The sequence below is a fragment of the Saccharopolyspora thermophila genome (assembly GCF_014646075.1).
Classification (GTDB): Bacteria; Actinomycetota; Actinomycetes; order Mycobacteriales; family Pseudonocardiaceae; genus Saccharopolyspora; species Saccharopolyspora thermophila.
Genome location: NZ_BMMT01000002.1, coordinates 54,678 through 70,389, shown reverse-complemented (window position 1 = coordinate 70,389; position 15,712 = coordinate 54,678). Strand labels below are relative to the sequence as shown.

The following is a 15,712-nucleotide window of genomic DNA, read 5'->3' as shown; positions in this document are numbered from 1 at the left end:
CATCCGCATCCGCTCGGCCGCTCATGCCGCCTCCAGCTGCGGGACGCGGTCGATCAGCGGGCCGCCCTGCGCGGCGTTGCGCGCGACCTCGTAGGCCGCGCCGACCCGGTACAGCCGGTCGTCGGCCATCGCCGGGGCCATGATCTGCAGACCCACCGGCAGACCGTCCTCGTCGGACAGTCCACACGGGACACTCATGGCGGCGTTGCCCGCGAGGTTGGCCGGGATGGTGCACAGGTCGGCGAGATACATCGCCATCGGGTCGTCGACCCGCTCGCCGATCCTGAAGGCGGTGGTCGGCGTGGTCGGCGACACGAGCACGTCGACCTGCTCGAACGCGGCCGTGAAGTCGCGGGTGACCAGCGTGCGCACCTTCTGCGCCTGACCGTAGTAGGCGTCGTAGTAGCCCGCCGACAGCGCGTAGGTGCCGAGCATGATGCGCCGCTTCACCTCGGGACCGAACCCGGCCTCGCGGGTCAGCGACATGACCTCCTCGGCGCTGCGGGTGCCGTCGTCGCCCACACGCAGCCCGTAGCGCATCGCGTCGAACCGGGCCAGGTTCGACGAGCACTCGCTCGGCGCGATCAGGTAGTAGGCGGGCAGCGCGTAGGTGAAGTGCGGGCAGGACACCTCGACGACCTCGGCGCCCAACTCGGACAGCTGCTGCACCGCGGCCTCGAAGGCGCGCTGCACACCCGGCTGGTACCCCTCGCCGGAGAACTCGCGCACCACGCCGACGCGCACGCCCCTGAGGTCCCCCTCGGCGCCCTCGCGGGCGGCGGCGACCACCGGCGGCACCGGCTGGGCGATCGAGGTGGAGTCCATCGGGTCGTGCCCGGCGATCACCTCGTGCAGCAGCGCGGCGTCCAGCACCGTGCGGGCGCACGGGCCGGGCTGGTCCAGCGACGAGGAGAACGCGACCAGGCCGTAGCGGGACACCCCGCCGTAGGTCGGCTTGACCCCGACCGTGCCGGTCACCGCCCCGGGCTGGCGAATCGACCCGCCGGTGTCGGTGCCGATGGCCAGCGGCGCCTCGAACGCGGCCAGCGCCGCCGACGAACCACCACCGGACCCGCCCGGGATGCGCTCCAGGTCCCACGGGTTGCGGGTGGGACCGTACGCGGAGTTCTCGGTGGACGACCCCATCGCGAACTCGTCCATGTTGGTCTTGCCGAGGATGACCACGCCCGCCTCGCGCAGCCGCCGCGTCACGGTCGCGTCGTACGGCGGGACCCAGCCCTCCAGCATCTTCGAGCCGCAGGTGGTGGGCATGTCGGTGGTGGTCAGCACGTCCTTGAGCGCCAGCGGCACCCCGGCCAGCGGCGAGGAGACCCGGCCCGCGGCGCGGTCCTCGTCGACCCGCTGGGCGGCGGCCAGCGCCCCGTCGGCGTCGACGTGCAGGAAGGCGTGCACCGCCGGGTCCACGGCGGCGATCCGGTCCAGGTGCGCCTGCGTCACCTCGACCGACGAGACCTCGCCGGCCTGCAGCCGGGCGGCGATCTCGGCTGCGGTCAGCGTGGTCAGGCTGCCGCCGGATGCGGTCGACGTCATCGGGCCTCCTCTGTGCTCTGCGGGACACCCGCGCCCGGTCGGCGCCGATGAGCGGGCGGACAACTGCGGCTCATCAGCCCTCCTCGCTGAGAATCCGCGGCACGCGGAACCGGTTCTCCTCGGCGGCGGGCGCACCGGAGAGCGCCTGCTCGCGGGTCAGCCCCGGTCGCACCTCGTCGTCGCGGAACACGTTGGTCACCGGAACCGCGTGGGAAGTCGGCGGGATGTCGTCCGCAGCGACCTCCCCCACCTTGGCCACCGCATCGAGGATCTGGTCGAGCTGGCCGGCGAAGGTGTCGAGCTCGGCCTCGGTGACGGCCAGCCGCGCCAGGCCGGCGAGGTGCGCGACCTCGTCGCGGGAGATCTTGGACACTGCGAAGGCTCCCTGGTCATGTCCGGTTTCACGGGTACCACCCAGTCTATTGGCGCTGCACGGCCCGGCTCGCACGGGTACGCAAGAGAGAGGGGCTCCTCCCGGCGCGCAAGCGGCCGCGCGAGGCGGGCGCGTGGCCGCCGCGTCCACACCGAGCGCGACGCTCCCGCGACGCACGGTGCCTCCCAGGTCGTTCCACTGCGCGGATGGCAGGGGCACCGCCGGGCCGCCGCGTCTGACACAATTTCGGCGAGACCAGTCGCTCGCACGAGCGGCCGCCGACGCGCGGCCTCGTGCGCCTGGAAGCAGCGCGACCGGCGAGGTGTCGCGCACGAAGCTGGAGGCGTTGAGTCCGGTGTCCTTCCTGATCCGGGTGCAGATACCGGACCGACCGGGCAACCTCGGGTCGGTCGCGACCGCGCTCGGCGAGATCGGTGCCGACATCCTCAGCGTCGACGTCGTCGAGCGCGCCAACGGCGTGGCCATCGACGACCTCGTGGTCGAACTGCCCTCCGGCCGGCTGCCGGACGTGCTGATCACGGCCGCCGAGTCGGTCGAGGGCGTCGAGGTCGACGCGGTCCGCCCCTACGCCGGGGTGCTGGACACCCACCGCGAGCTCGAGCTGGTCGAGGAGATCGCCGCCGAGCCCAGCCGCGGTCTGCAGATCTTCGCCGACGGTGTCCCGAAGATCATCCGTTCGGGGTGGGCGATCGTGTTCGGCAACCGCTCGGGCGGCGCCGAGCAGCTGGCCGCCAGCACCTCGGCCCCCCAGGAGGGCTACCTGGAGCTGCCCTGGCTGCCGCTGCCGCGGGCGACGATCCTCGACGGCGACGAGCCGTGGGTTCCGGCGACGTGGCAAGAGCTGGCCACCGAGCTGGCCGCGACCCCGATCGGCAAGCCGGACCGGGTGCTGCTGGCGGGCCGCCCGGGCGGCCCGAAGTTCCGCGCCGCCGAACTGGCGCGCCTGGCCCACCTCGCCGGGATCGTCGCGGTCGTCCTCGACTCCTGACACCGTTCACGAAACGTGTGAAAACGTGTCGTGAGCCGTCACCTTGCGGTGCGGCGTTGACCGCGTGGGTCTTCCCGTGGCGGTACCCGCTGCCCGCGTAGTGCGGGTCTTATGTGGGTTTCCATCGGGCTCGTTTAGCCTCACGACGCAACTCGCCGAAGAGGGTCCTTGTTGCACGAGTGCAGCGAGGTTGCGTGCGGCGTTGAGGTCCCGGTCCAGGGCCATGCCACAGTGCTCGCATCGGTAGACGCGTTCGGACAAGCGCAGCTTGGCTTTCACCGCGCCGCAACCCGAACAGATTTTCGAGCTGGGGTAGAACCGGTCCGCCACGTGCACGCGCACGCCGGACCAGGCGGCCTTGTACCCGATCTGCCGCCGCAACTCTCCCATGCCGACACCTGCAATGTGCCGGGCGAGTCTCCGGTTTTTGGTCATCCCGGTGACGTTGAGGTCTTCGATGACCACGGCGCCGTGTTCGTGAACCAGGCGCGTGGACAGCTTGTGCAGACCATCCCGGCGCGCGTCAGCCACCCGCGTGTGCAGGCGCTGGATGCGGGTCTGGGTTTTAAGCCACCGCCGCGACGGCGTGCGCCGGGTACGCCGATCGGGCCCCTGTCGCCGCGCGGCTTGCCGGGAAAGTCTGCGCAGCTCGCGCAACGCGACCTCCAGGTGACGCGGGTTCGCAATGACCTCGCCGGTGGACAGGACTGCGAGCGAGGTGACTCCCAGGTCCACTCCAACAACCGAATCCGGGTTGCGTGGCGCAGAGTCGTTGCGTTCGACCTCGACGGAGAACGACACGAACCAGCGTCCGCCGCGCATCGACACCGTAACCGATCTGATCCGCGCGGTTCCCTGCTCGATGCCACGCGCGAGTTTCCGGGTGTTCTCGCAGGTGCGAACCACACCGATACGCGGCAGCTTGACGTGCCTGCGGTCTGCGGCGAGCCCGAACGCGCCGGTGGTGAAACGGCACGACAACACGCCGCGCTTGCCCTTGAACACCGGAAACCCTGCCTTGCGGCCTTTGCGCTTACCCGACCGGCTGTCGCCCCAGTTCTTCAGCGCGGTGGCGAGGTTCGCCAGACCGGACGAGTACGCCTCTTTCGAGTTCTCACCCCACCATGGGGCCACCTCGAACTTGGCCTGGTTCCAATCCTTGCGCAGCGAGTACGCCGACCACGACAGCGCAGGGGTCCGCTCATCCTCTGGGACACCGTAGGATGCCTCCGCCTCGCGCTGGTTCATCACGGCTTTCACCCGAGCCAGGCCCCAGTTGTAGGCGAACCGCTGCGCGCCGCAGTGCGACCGCAACGTGGATTCCTGGCTCGGGGTCGGGTCGAGCGCGAACCGGTACGCCTGAATCACCGTGCTCAACCGGCCTGCTCCGCAGCCTTGAGTGCAGCGTCAGCGCGCTCGCGGGCAAAGCGGCGCCCGTACAGGCGTGCGCACATGCTGGTCAACACCTCAACCATGTCACGCACCAGGTCGTCTTTGACCTCGTCATCGTAGAGCACGATGATCCTGCGCTCGGCCGCGGACAAAGCCGCTTCCAGGTATTGAACACCGAACCGGGCGAGGCGGTCGCGATACTCCACAACGATGGTCGACACGGATGGATCGGACAGGAATTTCCGCAGCCTAACACGGTTCCCGTTCAACCCGGAGCCGATCTCAGTCACCACGCCCGCGAGGGCGATACCGCGTCACCCGCATTCCTCGGCGACCCGCCCAGCCTGCCGTTCCAAGTCTGCTCGCTGGTCAGCGGACGACACCCTGCAATACGCCACCGTGCGCCCCGGTTCGGCAACCGGAGGGTCGACCAGGATCGTGCCAGTAGGAAGTTGACGAGCGGGCACAGGCAACGCCCCAGCGTAGAACCAGTTCAGGGCGTTCGATACGAAATACCCTGCTCACGCGCCCACTCCTTCAACCTCATACGCACAATTCAGCACAAACAAGCGCGGATTGACTTGAACTCGCGACCTGTTCGCATCCCCCGTCCCGGGGGTCGCCCGGAGCGGGACCCACCTCCGTCGGGTGGCTTCGCGGGGTCAGCGATCGAGGGCCAGGAACCGGGCCGCCCGCGCGGCCCGCACCGTCGCCACCGCGGTCACTCCGCCACCGGCAGCGCGACCTCGGCGGCCGCTTCCGGGCCGCGGTCCAGCAGCACCCGGAAACCGTCCTCGTCCAGGACCGGCACCCTGAGCTGCACCGCCTTGTCGTACTTCGAGCCCGGCGAGTCGCCGACCACGACGAACGCGGTCTTCTTCGACACCGATCCGGCCGCGCGGCCACCGCGGGCCATGATCAGCTCCTTGGCCTCGTCCCGGGAGAACGCCTGCAGGGTGCCGGTGACCACGATCGACAGGCCCTCCAGGGTGCGCGGGATCGACTCGTCGCGCTCGTCGGCCATCCGCACCCCGGCCTCGCGCCACTTGCGCACCACCTCGCGGTGCCAGTCGACCTCGAACCACTCGCGCACGGCGCGCGCGATCGTCGGCCCGACACCGTCCGCGGCGGCCAGCTCCTCCTCGGAGGCGGCCTCGATGCTCTCCAGCGATCCGAACTCGCGCGCCAGCGCCTGCGCGGCGGTCGGCCCGACATGCCGGATCGACAGCGCCACCAGCACCCGCCACAGCGGTTTCTCCTTGGCCCGCTCCAGGTTCGCAAGCAGCTTGGCGCCGTTGGCCGAGAGGTTGCCCTCCTTGGTGCGGAACAGCTGGGTCTTGAGCAGTTTGGTCTCGTCGAGGTCGAAGATGTCGCCCTCGTCCTCCACCACCCCGGCGGCCAGCAACGCGGTGGCGGACTCATAACCCAGCACCTCGATGTCCAGCACCTTGCGGCTGGCCAGGTAGTACAGCCGCTCCCGGCGCTGCCCCGGGCAGCCCCGCGCGTTGGGGCAGCGCAGGTCGACATCGCCCTCCTTCTGCCGCGCCAGCGGCCACCCGCACTCGGGGCAGGTGGCGGGCATGACGAACTCGCGCTCCTCTCCGGTTCGCACGTCCACGACCGGGCCGAGCACCTCGGGAATCACGTCGCCGGCCTTGCGGATGACCACCCGGTCGCCGATCAGCACGCCCTTGCGGCGCACCTCGTCGGCGTTGTGCAGGGTGGCCATCGAGACCGTGGACCCGGCGACCTTCACCGGCTCCATCACCGCGAACGGGGTGACCCGCCCGGTGCGGCCGACGTTGACCTGGATGTCCAGCAGTGTCGTGGTGGCCTGCTCCGGCGGGTACTTGTAGGCGATGGCCCAGCGCGGGGCGCGGGAGGTGGCGCCCAGCCGCCGCTGCAGCGGCACCTCGTCGACCTTGATCACAATGCCGTCGATCTCGTGCTGGGCGCTGTCACGGTGCTTGCCCCAGTACTCGATGTGCCGCACCAGCTCGTCCATCGTGGACAGCACCATGGTGTGCTGGGACACCGGCAGGCCCCACGCCTTCAGCGCCGCGTACGCCTCGGACTGCCGACCGGGCTCGAAGCCGTCCCGCTTGCCCAGGCCGTGGCAGATCATCCGCAGCGGCCTGCTGCGGGACACCCGCGGGTCCTTCTGCCGCAGCGACCCGGCGGCGGCGTTGCGCGGGTTGGCGAACGGCGGTTTGCCCGCCTCGACCAGCTTGGCGTTGAGCTCGGCGAACTCGTCGACCCGGAAGAACACCTCGCCGCGCACCTCCACCAGCTTCGGCACCGGGTACTCGTCGGTGCCGGTCAGCTGCTCGGGCACGTCACCCATGGTGCGGACGTTGAACGTGACGTCCTCACCGGTGCGGCCGTCACCGCGGGTCAGCGCCCGCTCCAGGCGCCCGTCGCGGTAGAGCAGGTTGATCGCCAGCCCGTCGATCTTGAGCTCGCACAGGTAGTGCGCGTCCGAGCCGACCTCCTTCTCCACGCGCTCCACCCACGCCCGCAGCTCCTCGGTGCTAAACGCGTTGTCCAGGCTGAGCATCCGCTCCAGGTGCGCGACCGGGGTGAACTCGGTGGAGAAGGTGCCGCCGACGACCTGGGTCGGCGAGTCGGGGGCCCGCAACGCCGGGTGCTCGGCCTCCATCCGCTGCAGCTCGGCGAACAGCTCGTCGAACTCGGCGTCGGAGATGGTCGGCGAGTCGAGCACGTAGTAGCGGAACTGGTGGCCGCGGACTTCCTCGGCGAGCTCGGCGTAACGCTCCCGCACCTCGGCGGGCACGTCCTCGACGCCTTCGGCCGCGCGTCCGGCGGCGGGGTCGGCGGGCACGCCCTCCTCGGTGATGGCGTCGTCGCGGCTGGTGTCGAGGTTCTCGCTGGTCACGCCCCGAGACTAGCGACCGGCCACGACAACGGCACGCAGCGGCCTCACGCCCCGGGTGGAGCGGATGCGGTGCGGTCCAGTTCGCGCACCAACTCGCGTAGCTCCAGCAGCCCGATGGTGCCCTGCGGTTCCAGTTCGGCCGTCTCCACCCTGCCGAGCCGGTCGGCGGCCAGCCGTTCGCCGAGGGTGGCGTCCAGCGGCAGGAAGGTCAGCGCCCGCCGCGCGTTCTCGTCCAGGCCCCGGAAGCCGGGATGGTAGACGGCGACGTCGACCAGGCCCTCGGCCTCGTCGACCTGCGCGACGACCCGCACGTCGGCCAGCGGGTACTTCTCGCCGCGCAGATTCACGGTGACCTCGGTGGGGTCCGGCACCGGCGGCACCGAGTCGTGGTACTCCCACAGCGCGTCGGGTGCCGGTGCCGCGGCCATCCAGGCGTCGGTGTAGGGGCGCACGTCCGGGTCGGCCTGGCTGCTGACGACCAGCGCGTAGGTGGCCTGCTCACCGCGTTCGATCGCGAACGTCAGGTTCGGGTGCACCGCGGCGACGGCGTCGGCCACCAGGTTCTCGACCCGCTGGGGTTCGCCGTCGCCGAGCGCGGAGGCGACCTCCGGCAGCAGTTCCTCCCACCGCTTCCAGAACCGCGCGGCCCGCGCCGCGGCCTCGGCGTGGACGTCGACCGGCTCGTCGGATCGGGTGCGGCGGAGGAACCTGAACATGGCCTCCATTGTGCCGTCAGGGCCCGGTCGCCGGGGGCGTTCCCGGCAGACTCACCCGGCGAGTTCGGCGGTCGTGATGCGCGTGAGCTCGCCGACGTCCACGCCGCGCACGTGCCGCGCCTCGGCCAGGGTGGTGACCAGCGCGGTCAGCGGGTCCTCCCGAGTCGCCTGTCGCAGCGCCTCCACGGCCCGCAGTTGGTTGCGCACCTTGCTGGCGGGCCGCTGCAGGGTGCTCTCCCACGCCAGCTGACGCACCGCTTCACCGAGGGCGCAGCCGTCCACGGGGTGCCCGGTGTCCAGCGCCGTCAGCGCCGACCGGGCCGCGGGGTGGGCCAGGCAGTCGGCGGCGGTCAGCACGTGCCGGGCCACCGCGGTGGCGGCGCGCCGCCGCCCGGCGTCGGTGGCCCCCCGCAGCGCCGACGCCAGTGCGGCGGGATACCCGGTGAGGGCGTCCATCGGGTCGGGCACCGCGACCAGGTCGTCGGGCCACGGGGCGACCGGGAAGGTGTGGAACTGCCCGGCCAGCCAGTCCGGGTCGGGCGAGAGCCTGGTGATCCGGCCGGCCAGCGCCAGCATCAGCGGCACCGGGTCGGCCTCCCGCCAGGGCAGCCCGGCGCGGACGCCTTCCAGCTCGTCGGGCGCGGTGCCCTCCCGGTACTCCGGCAGCACCGCCTCGAACGTGGTGCGCACCGCGCCGTGGGCGGCGTAGGAGAAGCGGGTGAGGGCGTTGGCGTCCCAGAACGCCGACACCGCGGCGCAGCGCCCGGCGCGGCGCAGGACCTCGGGCCGCTGCCCCTGCCGACCGCTGTCCTCCACGACCAGCACCCAGTCGCCGACCGACCGGAGCGCGACCATGGGGTGTTTCTCCTGCCGGGCGAACGCCTCCTCGCAGAAGTCCTCGATGTCCAGCGGGCAGCAGCGTTCGGTGACCGCGCCGAATGCCTCAGCGATCCGGGTGAGGCTGGCGCCCCGCACGAAGGTCAGGCACGCCGCCTCCTGGATGATGCTCCGCCGGATCCACGAGGCCCGCTCGACCTCGTCCCTGACGCAGTAACTTCCCACGCCTTCTTCCTACCAGCGCAACGACTTCCGCACGCACGAAACCGCGAAAGACCGTCCCGACCAGCGCGAGCGCCACAGACCGTCCACAGCGGACCGAGCGAACCGGACTACTGCTCGGCTTCGTCGGCGAAGAGCTTGGCGAGGTCCCTGGTGAGGCTGAGCGCTCGGCGGGCCCAGGCGGGGGTCGCACCCGCCAGGCCGCAGGTCGGGGTGGGGACGCCGCGCTCCGCGAGGGTGCTGCGGGCGAAGCCGAGGCGGGCGGCGAGGTCGAAGGCCGGTTGGGCGAGAGGACGCAGCTCCGCGCGGGTCGCCGACTCGGTGCTCGGGACCAGGCCGAGGAAAAGCGTCGTGCCTTCCTCCCACGCCTCCCCGAGCTCGTCGGCCAGCTCGCCCGAGACGTCACCGAGGCCGGTCGCGTCAAGCGCGATCGCACCGGCTCCGGCGCGGCGCAGCAACGCCACCGGTGGGCGGGCGGCGCAGCAGTGCACGACGACGGGCGAACCCGTGGCGGTCGAGAGCGCGTCGATCACCTCGGCGAGCAGGCGCTGGGCGTCCGGTTCCGGGACCGCGGGAACCGTGCCATAGCCGGACGGCGTGGGCAGGCTGCCCGCCAGCACCGCGGGCAGCGTCGGCTCGTCGAGCTGCACCACCACGCGGGCGCCGGTGCGCGCGGCGACCTGCTGGGTGTGCCCGAGCAGGCCCTCGGTCAGCGATGCGGTGAAGTCGCGCAGGGCTCCGGGGTCGGTCAGCACCCGGTGGCCGCGCATCAGCTCGATCCCGGCCGACAGCGTCCACGGGCCCGCGGCCTGCACCTTCACCACCTGCGGGGCACCGGCTTCGGAGACCGCCTGCTCCACCGCGTCGAGGTCCCAGCGCAGCAGGTCGACGGCGCGCCGGTGGTCGCGGCCGGGGCGCGACGCGACCCGGTATCCGGACGGCACCACCTCGACGGCCAGGTCGACCAGGAGCCCGGCGGTGCGGCCCAGCACGTCCGCACCGACACCGCGGCCGGGCAGCTCCGGGAACGGCATCAGCTCCGGCAGTTCGCCGACGACGGTGCGCGCCGCCTCGACGGGATCGGTGCCGGGCATCGATCCGATGGCGGTCGCCGTTCCAGGGCCCCACACTGCGTCGTTCACGCCGCCATTATCAACGGCGCCCGCACCGCCGCCCGCATGGTGCGCTCACGAGGACTGTGACGGCGCACGGCCTGCGCCGGTGAGCTGGTCGCGGAGGACCCGCTTGAGGAGCTTACCGGAGCTGTTGCGCGGCAGGTCATCGACGAAGTGCACCTCCTTGGGCACCTTGAACCCGGCCAGCCGCCCGCGCGCGTGCTCGATCAGCTCCGCCTCGCTGACCGCCGACCGGGCGACCACGACGGCCGCGATCCGCTCGATCCACTTCGGATCGGGCAACGCGACCACCGCCACCTCGGCCACCGCCGGGTGCTCGTAGAGAGCGTCCTCCACCTCCCGCGAGGCCACCAGCACCCCACCGGTGTTGATCACGTCCTTGATCCGGTCGACGACGAAGAGGTATCCGGCCTCGTCCCGCCGCACCAGGTCGCCGGAGTGGAACCAGCCGCCGCGAAACGCCTCCGCGGTCTCCTCCGGCTTGTTCCAGTACCCGGTGCACAACTGCGGCGAGCGGTACACCACCTCGCCCAGCTCGCCCGGCGCGACCTCCTCACCCTGCTCGTCAACCACCTTCGCCTCAACGAACAGCACCGGCCGCCCGGCGGAGTCCGGCCGCTCGTCGTGCTCCTCCGGCCGCAGCACCGTCGCCAGCGGCGCGATCTCGGACTGCCCGAAGCAGTTGTAGAAGCCAAGTTCGGGCAGGTGCTCGCGCAGCCGCTGCAGCACCGGGCCGGGCATGATCGACGCCCCGTAGTAAGCCTTGCGCAACGACGTCAGGTCGCGGGTGGAGAACTCGGCGTGGTTGGTCAGCGCCACCCACACGGTCGGCGCGGCGAAGAACGAGCTGATCCGCTCGCTGTCGATCCGCCGCAGGATGTCGGTCGGGTCCGGCGCCTCCACCAACCGGTTCGTCGAGCCGATCATCAGGTTCGGCAGCAGGAACACGTGCAGCTGCGCCGAGTGGTACAGCGGCATCACGTGCAGCGGCAGGTCGTCCTCGGTGAAGTCCAGGGCGACGATGCAGGAGACGTACTCGTGCAGCAGGGCGCGGTGCGTCATCATCGCGCCCTTCGGCGACGACGTCGTGCCGGAGGTGTAGAGCAGCTGCACGAGGTCGTCGTCGGCGACCGTCACGTCGAGTTCCGGCACGGGACCGGCGGAACACCACGCCAGCAGGGAATCGGCGCTGTCGCGCAACGGGATCACTCGCTCGACCGCGGTGCCGGCCCGGATTTCGGCGAGCCGGTCGGCCAGCGCCGGGTCCACCAGCGCGACCGTGCTGCCGGACTGCTCCAGCAGGTAGGCCAGTTCACCCGAGGTCAGGTTGTAGTTGAGCGGCACGTGCACCAGCCCAGCCCGCGCGCAGGCGAGGAAACCGATCAGGTACGCGTCGGAGTTCCTGCCGTACGCGGCAACCCGGTCGCCCTTCGCTGCGCCGGTGGCCAGCAGCGCGGCCGCGGCGCGGGTCACCGCGGCGTCCAGCTCCCGGTAGGTCCACACCCGCTGCTGTCCTGCGCCGTCGACAAACCGCAGCGCTTCGCGGTCCGGCACCCTCGCGGCGCTGCGCCGCAGCACGTCGGCGACCGTGCTGGTACGAAGATCGAGCATGAACCCCTCCCGTCCGCAGTGTGATGCCAGACACTAGCCGCGGATCGGGTTCACGCACCAGATCAAGCACCACTCGCGCAGGGCCTCGGTGACGACCTGATCATCTACGCACCTCAGGGGATCGCCGGACGCACCACACGACCGCAGCTGGGAGCCCGCGGCGTCGCCGGAACCGTCAGCGGGTGGCGGAAATGATGCCGCTGCCCAGCACCAGGTCGCCCCCGGTCTCCGGCCGGTACAGCACGATCGCCTGGCCCGGCGCCACACCGCGCAGCGGGCTGCGGAGCTGCACCCGGATGCCGTCGGCGTCCGCCTCCGCCACGGCCTCCGCGGTGCCGCCGTGCGCCCGCACCTGGACGACGCACTCCGTCGGCCCGTCCAGGGGCCGCCCCGCCGGCCACATCGGCCGCTTCGCGTCGATCTCGGTCACCAACAGCCGGTCCGCCGACCCGACCCGCACCGTGCCGGACACCGGCTCCAGCGACAGCACATAGCGCGGCCTGCCGTCCGGCGCCGGGGCGTCGATGCCCAGGCCCTTGCGCTGCCCCACCGTGAACCCGTGCACGCCGTTGTGTTCGCCGAGCACCGCCCCGGTGTCGGCGTCGACCAGCTTGCCCGGCTTGCGCCCCAGCTTCGACTCCAGGAACCCGCGGGTGTCGCCGTCGGGGATGAAGCAGATGTCATGGCTGTCGGGTTTGCGAGCCACCGCCAGGTCACGCTCGGCGGCCTCCGCCCGCACCTCGGACTTCAGCGAGTCGCCGAGCGGGAACATCGAGTGCCGCAGCTGCTCGGCGGTCAGCGAGGCCAGCACGTAGGACTGGTCCTTGCCCTCGTCGCGACTACGCCGCAGCTCCGGCACACCGTCCACGATGGACAGCCGCGCGTAGTGGCCGGTGCAGACCGCGTCAAAGCCCAGCGCCATCGCCTTGTCCAGCAACGCCTCGAACTTGATCTTCTCGTTGCAGGTCAGGCACGGGTTCGGGGTGCGCCCCGCGGCGTACTCGCCGACGAAGGTCTCGATGACCTCCTCGGTGAACCGCTCCGCGAAGTCCCACACGTAGAACGGGATGCCCAGCAGGTCAGCGGCCCGCCGCGCGTCCCGGGAGTCCTCGATGGTGCAGCAGCCGCGCGCACCGGTGCGCAGCGTGCCGGGCTTCGCCGACAGCGCCAGGTGCACGCCGACCACGTCATGCCCGGCGTCCACCGCCCGGGCCGCGGCGACGGCGGAATCCACCCCGCCGCTCATGGCTGCGAGTACTCGCACGCCTCACACCTCCGTGGCGGCGGTCCGCGACCCCGCCGAAGATCGGCGCAACCCGGCCAGGCCGGCGTTGCGTGCTCGTCGCACCACCGGGCCGATGACCTCGGTGAGCGCCTCCACATCCGCCGCGGTCGAGGTGTGGCCCAGCGAGAAGCGCAGCGACCCCCGCGCGGCCCGCGGGTCCGCCCCCATCGCCAGCAGCACGTGGCTGGGCTCGGACACGCCCGCGGTGCAGGCCGAGCCGGTGGAGCACTCGATACCCTTGGCGTCCAGCAGCATCAGCAGGCTGTCGCCTTCGCAGCCGGGGAAGGTGAAGTGCGCGTTGCCCGGCAGCCGGGACGGGCCGCCGCCGATCGCGTCACGCCCCGGGTCGCCGTTGAGGACCACATCCGGCACTGCCGCCCGCACGCCGTTGATCAGCTCGTCCCGCAGCTTCGCCAGCTGCGGGGCATGCGCCTGCCGGGACTCCACCGCCTCCCGCACCGCGCACGCCAGGCCCATCACGCCCGGGGTGTCCAGCGTGCCGGACCGCACCTCGCGCTCCTGGCCGCCGCCGTGCAGCACCGGTGTGCACTCGACGTCCCGGGACAGCACCAGCACGCCCACCCCGTACGGGCCGCCGACCTTGTGCCCGGTCATGGTCAGCGCGGCGACCCCGGAGGCCGCGAAGTCCACCGGCAGCGTCTCGATGGCCTGCACCGCGTCGGTGTGCAGCGGCACCCCGTGCCGGTCCGCGACGGCCGCCAGCTCCGCGATCGGGTTGACGGTGCCGACCTCGTTGTTGGCCCACATGACCGTGGCCAGCGCCACCTCGTCCGGCGCTTCCGCCAGCGCCGCCTCGAGCACCTCCGGCCGCACCCGGCCGTAGGAGTCCGCCTCCAGCCAGGTCACCTCGGCGCCTTCGTGCTCGACGAGCCATTCGACCGCGTCCAGCACCGCGTGGTGCTCGACGGCCGAGGCGAGGATGCGGCGCCGGGCCGGGTCGGCGGCGCGGCGGGCCCAGTAGATGCCCTTGACAGCCAGGTTGTCGCTCTCGGTGCCGCCGGCGGTGAACACCACCTCCGACGGCCGCGCGCCCAGCGCGTCGGCGATGTCCTCCCGCGACTCCTCCACCGCGCGCCGCGCTCGCCGGCCCGAGGTGTGCAGCGACGAGGCGTTGCCGATCCGGCTCAACGCCTCGCTCATCACGGCGACCGCCCGTGGCCGCATCGGTGTCGTGGCTGCGTGGTCGAGGTAAGTCATCGCGCATCCAGGGTAATGCAGGCGGACCCGCTCCCGGGGCGCGGTCCGGCGCCTCGACGCAGGTCAGCGAGGCTGGTGGCGTCCCGCGCGAACCATCAGCGCGGCAGCCAGCAGGGCGGCGACCAGCAACGCGAGGTCGAGCGGGACAACACCCCTGGTCGGCGCCGCCGCGGTCGCCAGCGCGCTGACCACCACGCCCCCCAGCCCGACCAGGGCGGCCTGCCCCAGCATGTCCGCGATCTGCAGGGCCGCCGAGTTGAACCCGCGCTCGCCCTCGGGCGACAGCGCCAGCACCCGCACGGAGGTGCTGGCGATCCCGACACCCATCCCGGAGCCCGCGGTGAACCAGAACGCGAACACCAACCAGTGCGGGCCCCACGAGGGCGTGGTCAGGGCAAGACCGGCCATGCCGACCGCGAGCAGCAGGAACCCGGCGGCCACCACGTGCTCGCGGCGCACGTCGCGCTGCCGACCCTGCCACAACGCACCAGCGGTCCAGCCGAGCGTGCCGACGGTGAGCGGCACGCCCGCCGCCGTCGGCGAGTAGTGGTGCACCAAGGTCAGCACGAGCGGCACGAACGCCTGCGCGGTGAAGAACAGCCCGGCCAGCAACCCGCGCGCGAGCACCATCACCGGAAGGCCGGGGCGCGCGAGCAGCGTCCCCTTCGGCAGCAGCACCCGCATCGACGGCACGAGGACCGCAACTGCCGCGATGCCCAGGAACAACGACGGCAGCGACGGGGTCTGCGCAGCCCAGTTCACCGCCACCACACCGCCCGCGGCCCCGACAGCGGCCACCAGCACGCCCGGTCGTTGCGGCGACGGCTCGCCGACGCCCGCGCCCAGGCGGCGCACGGTCGGCGCGATCATGGCAGTGCCCACCACCACCAGCGGAGCCAACCCGAGGAAAACCCACCGCCAGCTCACCTGCTCGGTCAGGAACCCGGCGATCACCGGCCCCACCAGGGCGGGCACCACCCACGCCGACGACAGCACGCCGAACGCCGCCGGTCGGTGCTCCTCCGGGTAGACGCGGGCGATCATCACGTACAGCGAGACGATCAGCGCACCACCGCCGAGGCCCTGCAACACCCGCGCGACCAGCAGGACCAGGATGTTCGTGGCCGCGGTGGCGACCAGCAGGCCCGCCGCGAACGTCTGCAGCGCCACCAGCAGCGGCAGCGCCGGGCCGCGCCGGTCGCACTGCCGCCCGCCCAGCACCGTGCCGACCGCGCTGGCCGCCATGAACACCGTGAACGGCCAGGCATACCAGTGCTGGGCCTGGAGTTCGGCGACGATCGTGGGCAACGCCGTACCCAGGCCCATGGCCTCGAAGGCCACGAGCGTGATGACCAGGACGAGCCCGGCCGTGAAGGTGCGGCGTTGCGGACCCCACAGGGCGTTTCGGGACTTCTCGGCAGTGATCACCGAACCAGGGTGCGCTCCCCACCGCGGTGCAGGTCTGG

At 72.0% G+C, this 15,712-nt stretch carries 12 protein-coding genes and 1 pseudogene; 1 reads left to right on the top strand and 12 read right to left on the bottom strand.

The genetic code is table 11. The features are described 5' to 3' along the window. Window positions 1-21: 21 nt before the first annotated feature. Window positions 22-1,551 (bottom strand): Asp-tRNA(Asn)/Glu-tRNA(Gln) amidotransferase subunit GatA, encoded by a 1,530-nt coding sequence (gene gatA, locus IEY17_RS03720; RefSeq protein WP_188985492.1) that lies wholly within the window; start codon window positions 1,549-1,551, stop codon window positions 22-24. Window positions 1,552-1,624: 73 nt separating this feature from the next. Next, a complete protein-coding gene (gatC, locus tag IEY17_RS03715; RefSeq protein WP_188985490.1) occupies window positions 1,625-1,924 on the bottom strand; it encodes an Asp-tRNA(Asn)/Glu-tRNA(Gln) amidotransferase subunit GatC in 300 nt (99 codons plus the stop codon). Window positions 1,925-2,279: 355 nt separating this feature from the next. Here gatC and IEY17_RS03710 point away from each other — a divergent pair, with 355 nt between their 5' ends. Then, window positions 2,280-2,933 (top strand): ACT domain-containing protein, encoded by a 654-nt coding sequence (locus IEY17_RS03710; RefSeq protein ID WP_188986260.1) that lies wholly within the window; start codon window positions 2,280-2,282, stop codon window positions 2,931-2,933. Window positions 2,934-2,939: 6 nt separating this feature from the next. On the opposite strand, the gene tnpB is transcribed toward IEY17_RS03710, so the two are convergent. From tnpB to IEY17_RS03660, 10 genes and pseudogenes are all read right to left on the bottom strand, one after another. After that, window positions 2,940-4,301 carry an IS607 family element RNA-guided endonuclease TnpB gene (tnpB, locus tag IEY17_RS03705; protein WP_229679874.1) on the bottom strand — a complete coding sequence of 454 codons (1,362 nt, stop codon included), beginning with the start codon at window positions 4,299-4,301 and terminating at the stop codon, window positions 2,940-2,942. A gap of 5 nt (window positions 4,302-4,306) precedes the next feature. Beyond that, window positions 4,307-4,872: pseudogene (locus tag IEY17_RS03700) on the bottom strand (IS607 family transposase). A gap of 174 nt (window positions 4,873-5,046) precedes the next feature. Then, window positions 5,047-7,182 (bottom strand): NAD-dependent DNA ligase LigA, encoded by a 2,136-nt coding sequence (gene ligA / locus IEY17_RS03695; RefSeq protein ID WP_373289845.1) that lies wholly within the window; start codon window positions 7,180-7,182, stop codon window positions 5,047-5,049. Between the two features lie 83 nt (window positions 7,183-7,265). Beyond that, on the bottom strand, window positions 7,266-7,937 hold the full coding sequence (locus IEY17_RS03690) for a hypothetical protein (protein WP_188985486.1): 672 nt from the start codon (window positions 7,935-7,937) through the stop codon (window positions 7,266-7,268). A gap of 51 nt (window positions 7,938-7,988) precedes the next feature. Continuing rightward, on the bottom strand, window positions 7,989-8,999 hold the full coding sequence (locus tag IEY17_RS03685) for a DUF6461 domain-containing protein (RefSeq protein WP_188985484.1): 1,011 nt from the start codon (window positions 8,997-8,999) through the stop codon (window positions 7,989-7,991). A 107-nt stretch (window positions 9,000-9,106) separates the two neighbouring features. Next, entirely contained in the window at window positions 9,107-10,138 is a 1,032-nt protein-coding gene (locus IEY17_RS03680; RefSeq protein WP_188985482.1) for a methionine synthase, read from the bottom strand. A 45-nt stretch (window positions 10,139-10,183) separates the two neighbouring features. Then, window positions 10,184-11,743: a fatty acyl-CoA synthetase gene (locus tag IEY17_RS03675; RefSeq protein WP_188985480.1), complete on the bottom strand. Its 1,560-nt coding sequence runs from the start codon at window positions 11,741-11,743 to the stop codon at window positions 10,184-10,186. Window positions 11,744-11,918: 175 nt separating this feature from the next. Continuing rightward, window positions 11,919-13,007 (bottom strand): tRNA 2-thiouridine(34) synthase MnmA, encoded by a 1,089-nt coding sequence (gene mnmA / locus IEY17_RS03670; RefSeq protein WP_188985478.1) that lies wholly within the window; start codon window positions 13,005-13,007, stop codon window positions 11,919-11,921. Window positions 13,008-13,010: 3 nt separating this feature from the next. Further along, the gene (locus IEY17_RS03665; RefSeq protein WP_188985476.1) at window positions 13,011-14,246 is read right to left on the bottom strand and encodes a cysteine desulfurase family protein; all 1,236 of its coding nucleotides are present in this window, start codon (window positions 14,244-14,246) and stop codon (window positions 13,011-13,013) included. Window positions 14,247-14,309: 63 nt separating this feature from the next. Further along, window positions 14,310-15,674: an MFS transporter gene (locus IEY17_RS03660; protein ID WP_188985474.1), complete on the bottom strand. Its 1,365-nt coding sequence runs from the start codon at window positions 15,672-15,674 to the stop codon at window positions 14,310-14,312. Between the last annotated feature and the right edge of the window lie 38 nt (window positions 15,675-15,712).

Coding starts and splice junctions, on each gene's coding strand:
- gatA (WP_188985492.1), bottom strand. CDS start 1,551: ATGACGTCGACCGCATCCGGCGGCAGCCTGACCACGCTGACCGCAGCC.
- IEY17_RS03690 (WP_188985486.1), bottom strand. CDS start 7,937: ATGTTCAGGTTCCTCCGCCGCACCCGATCCGACGAGCCGGTCGACGTC.
- IEY17_RS03675 (WP_188985480.1), bottom strand. CDS start 11,743: ATGCTCGATCTTCGTACCAGCACGGTCGCCGACGTGCTGCGGCGCAGC.
- IEY17_RS03665 (WP_188985476.1), bottom strand. CDS start 14,246: ATGACTTACCTCGACCACGCAGCCACGACACCGATGCGGCCACGGGCG.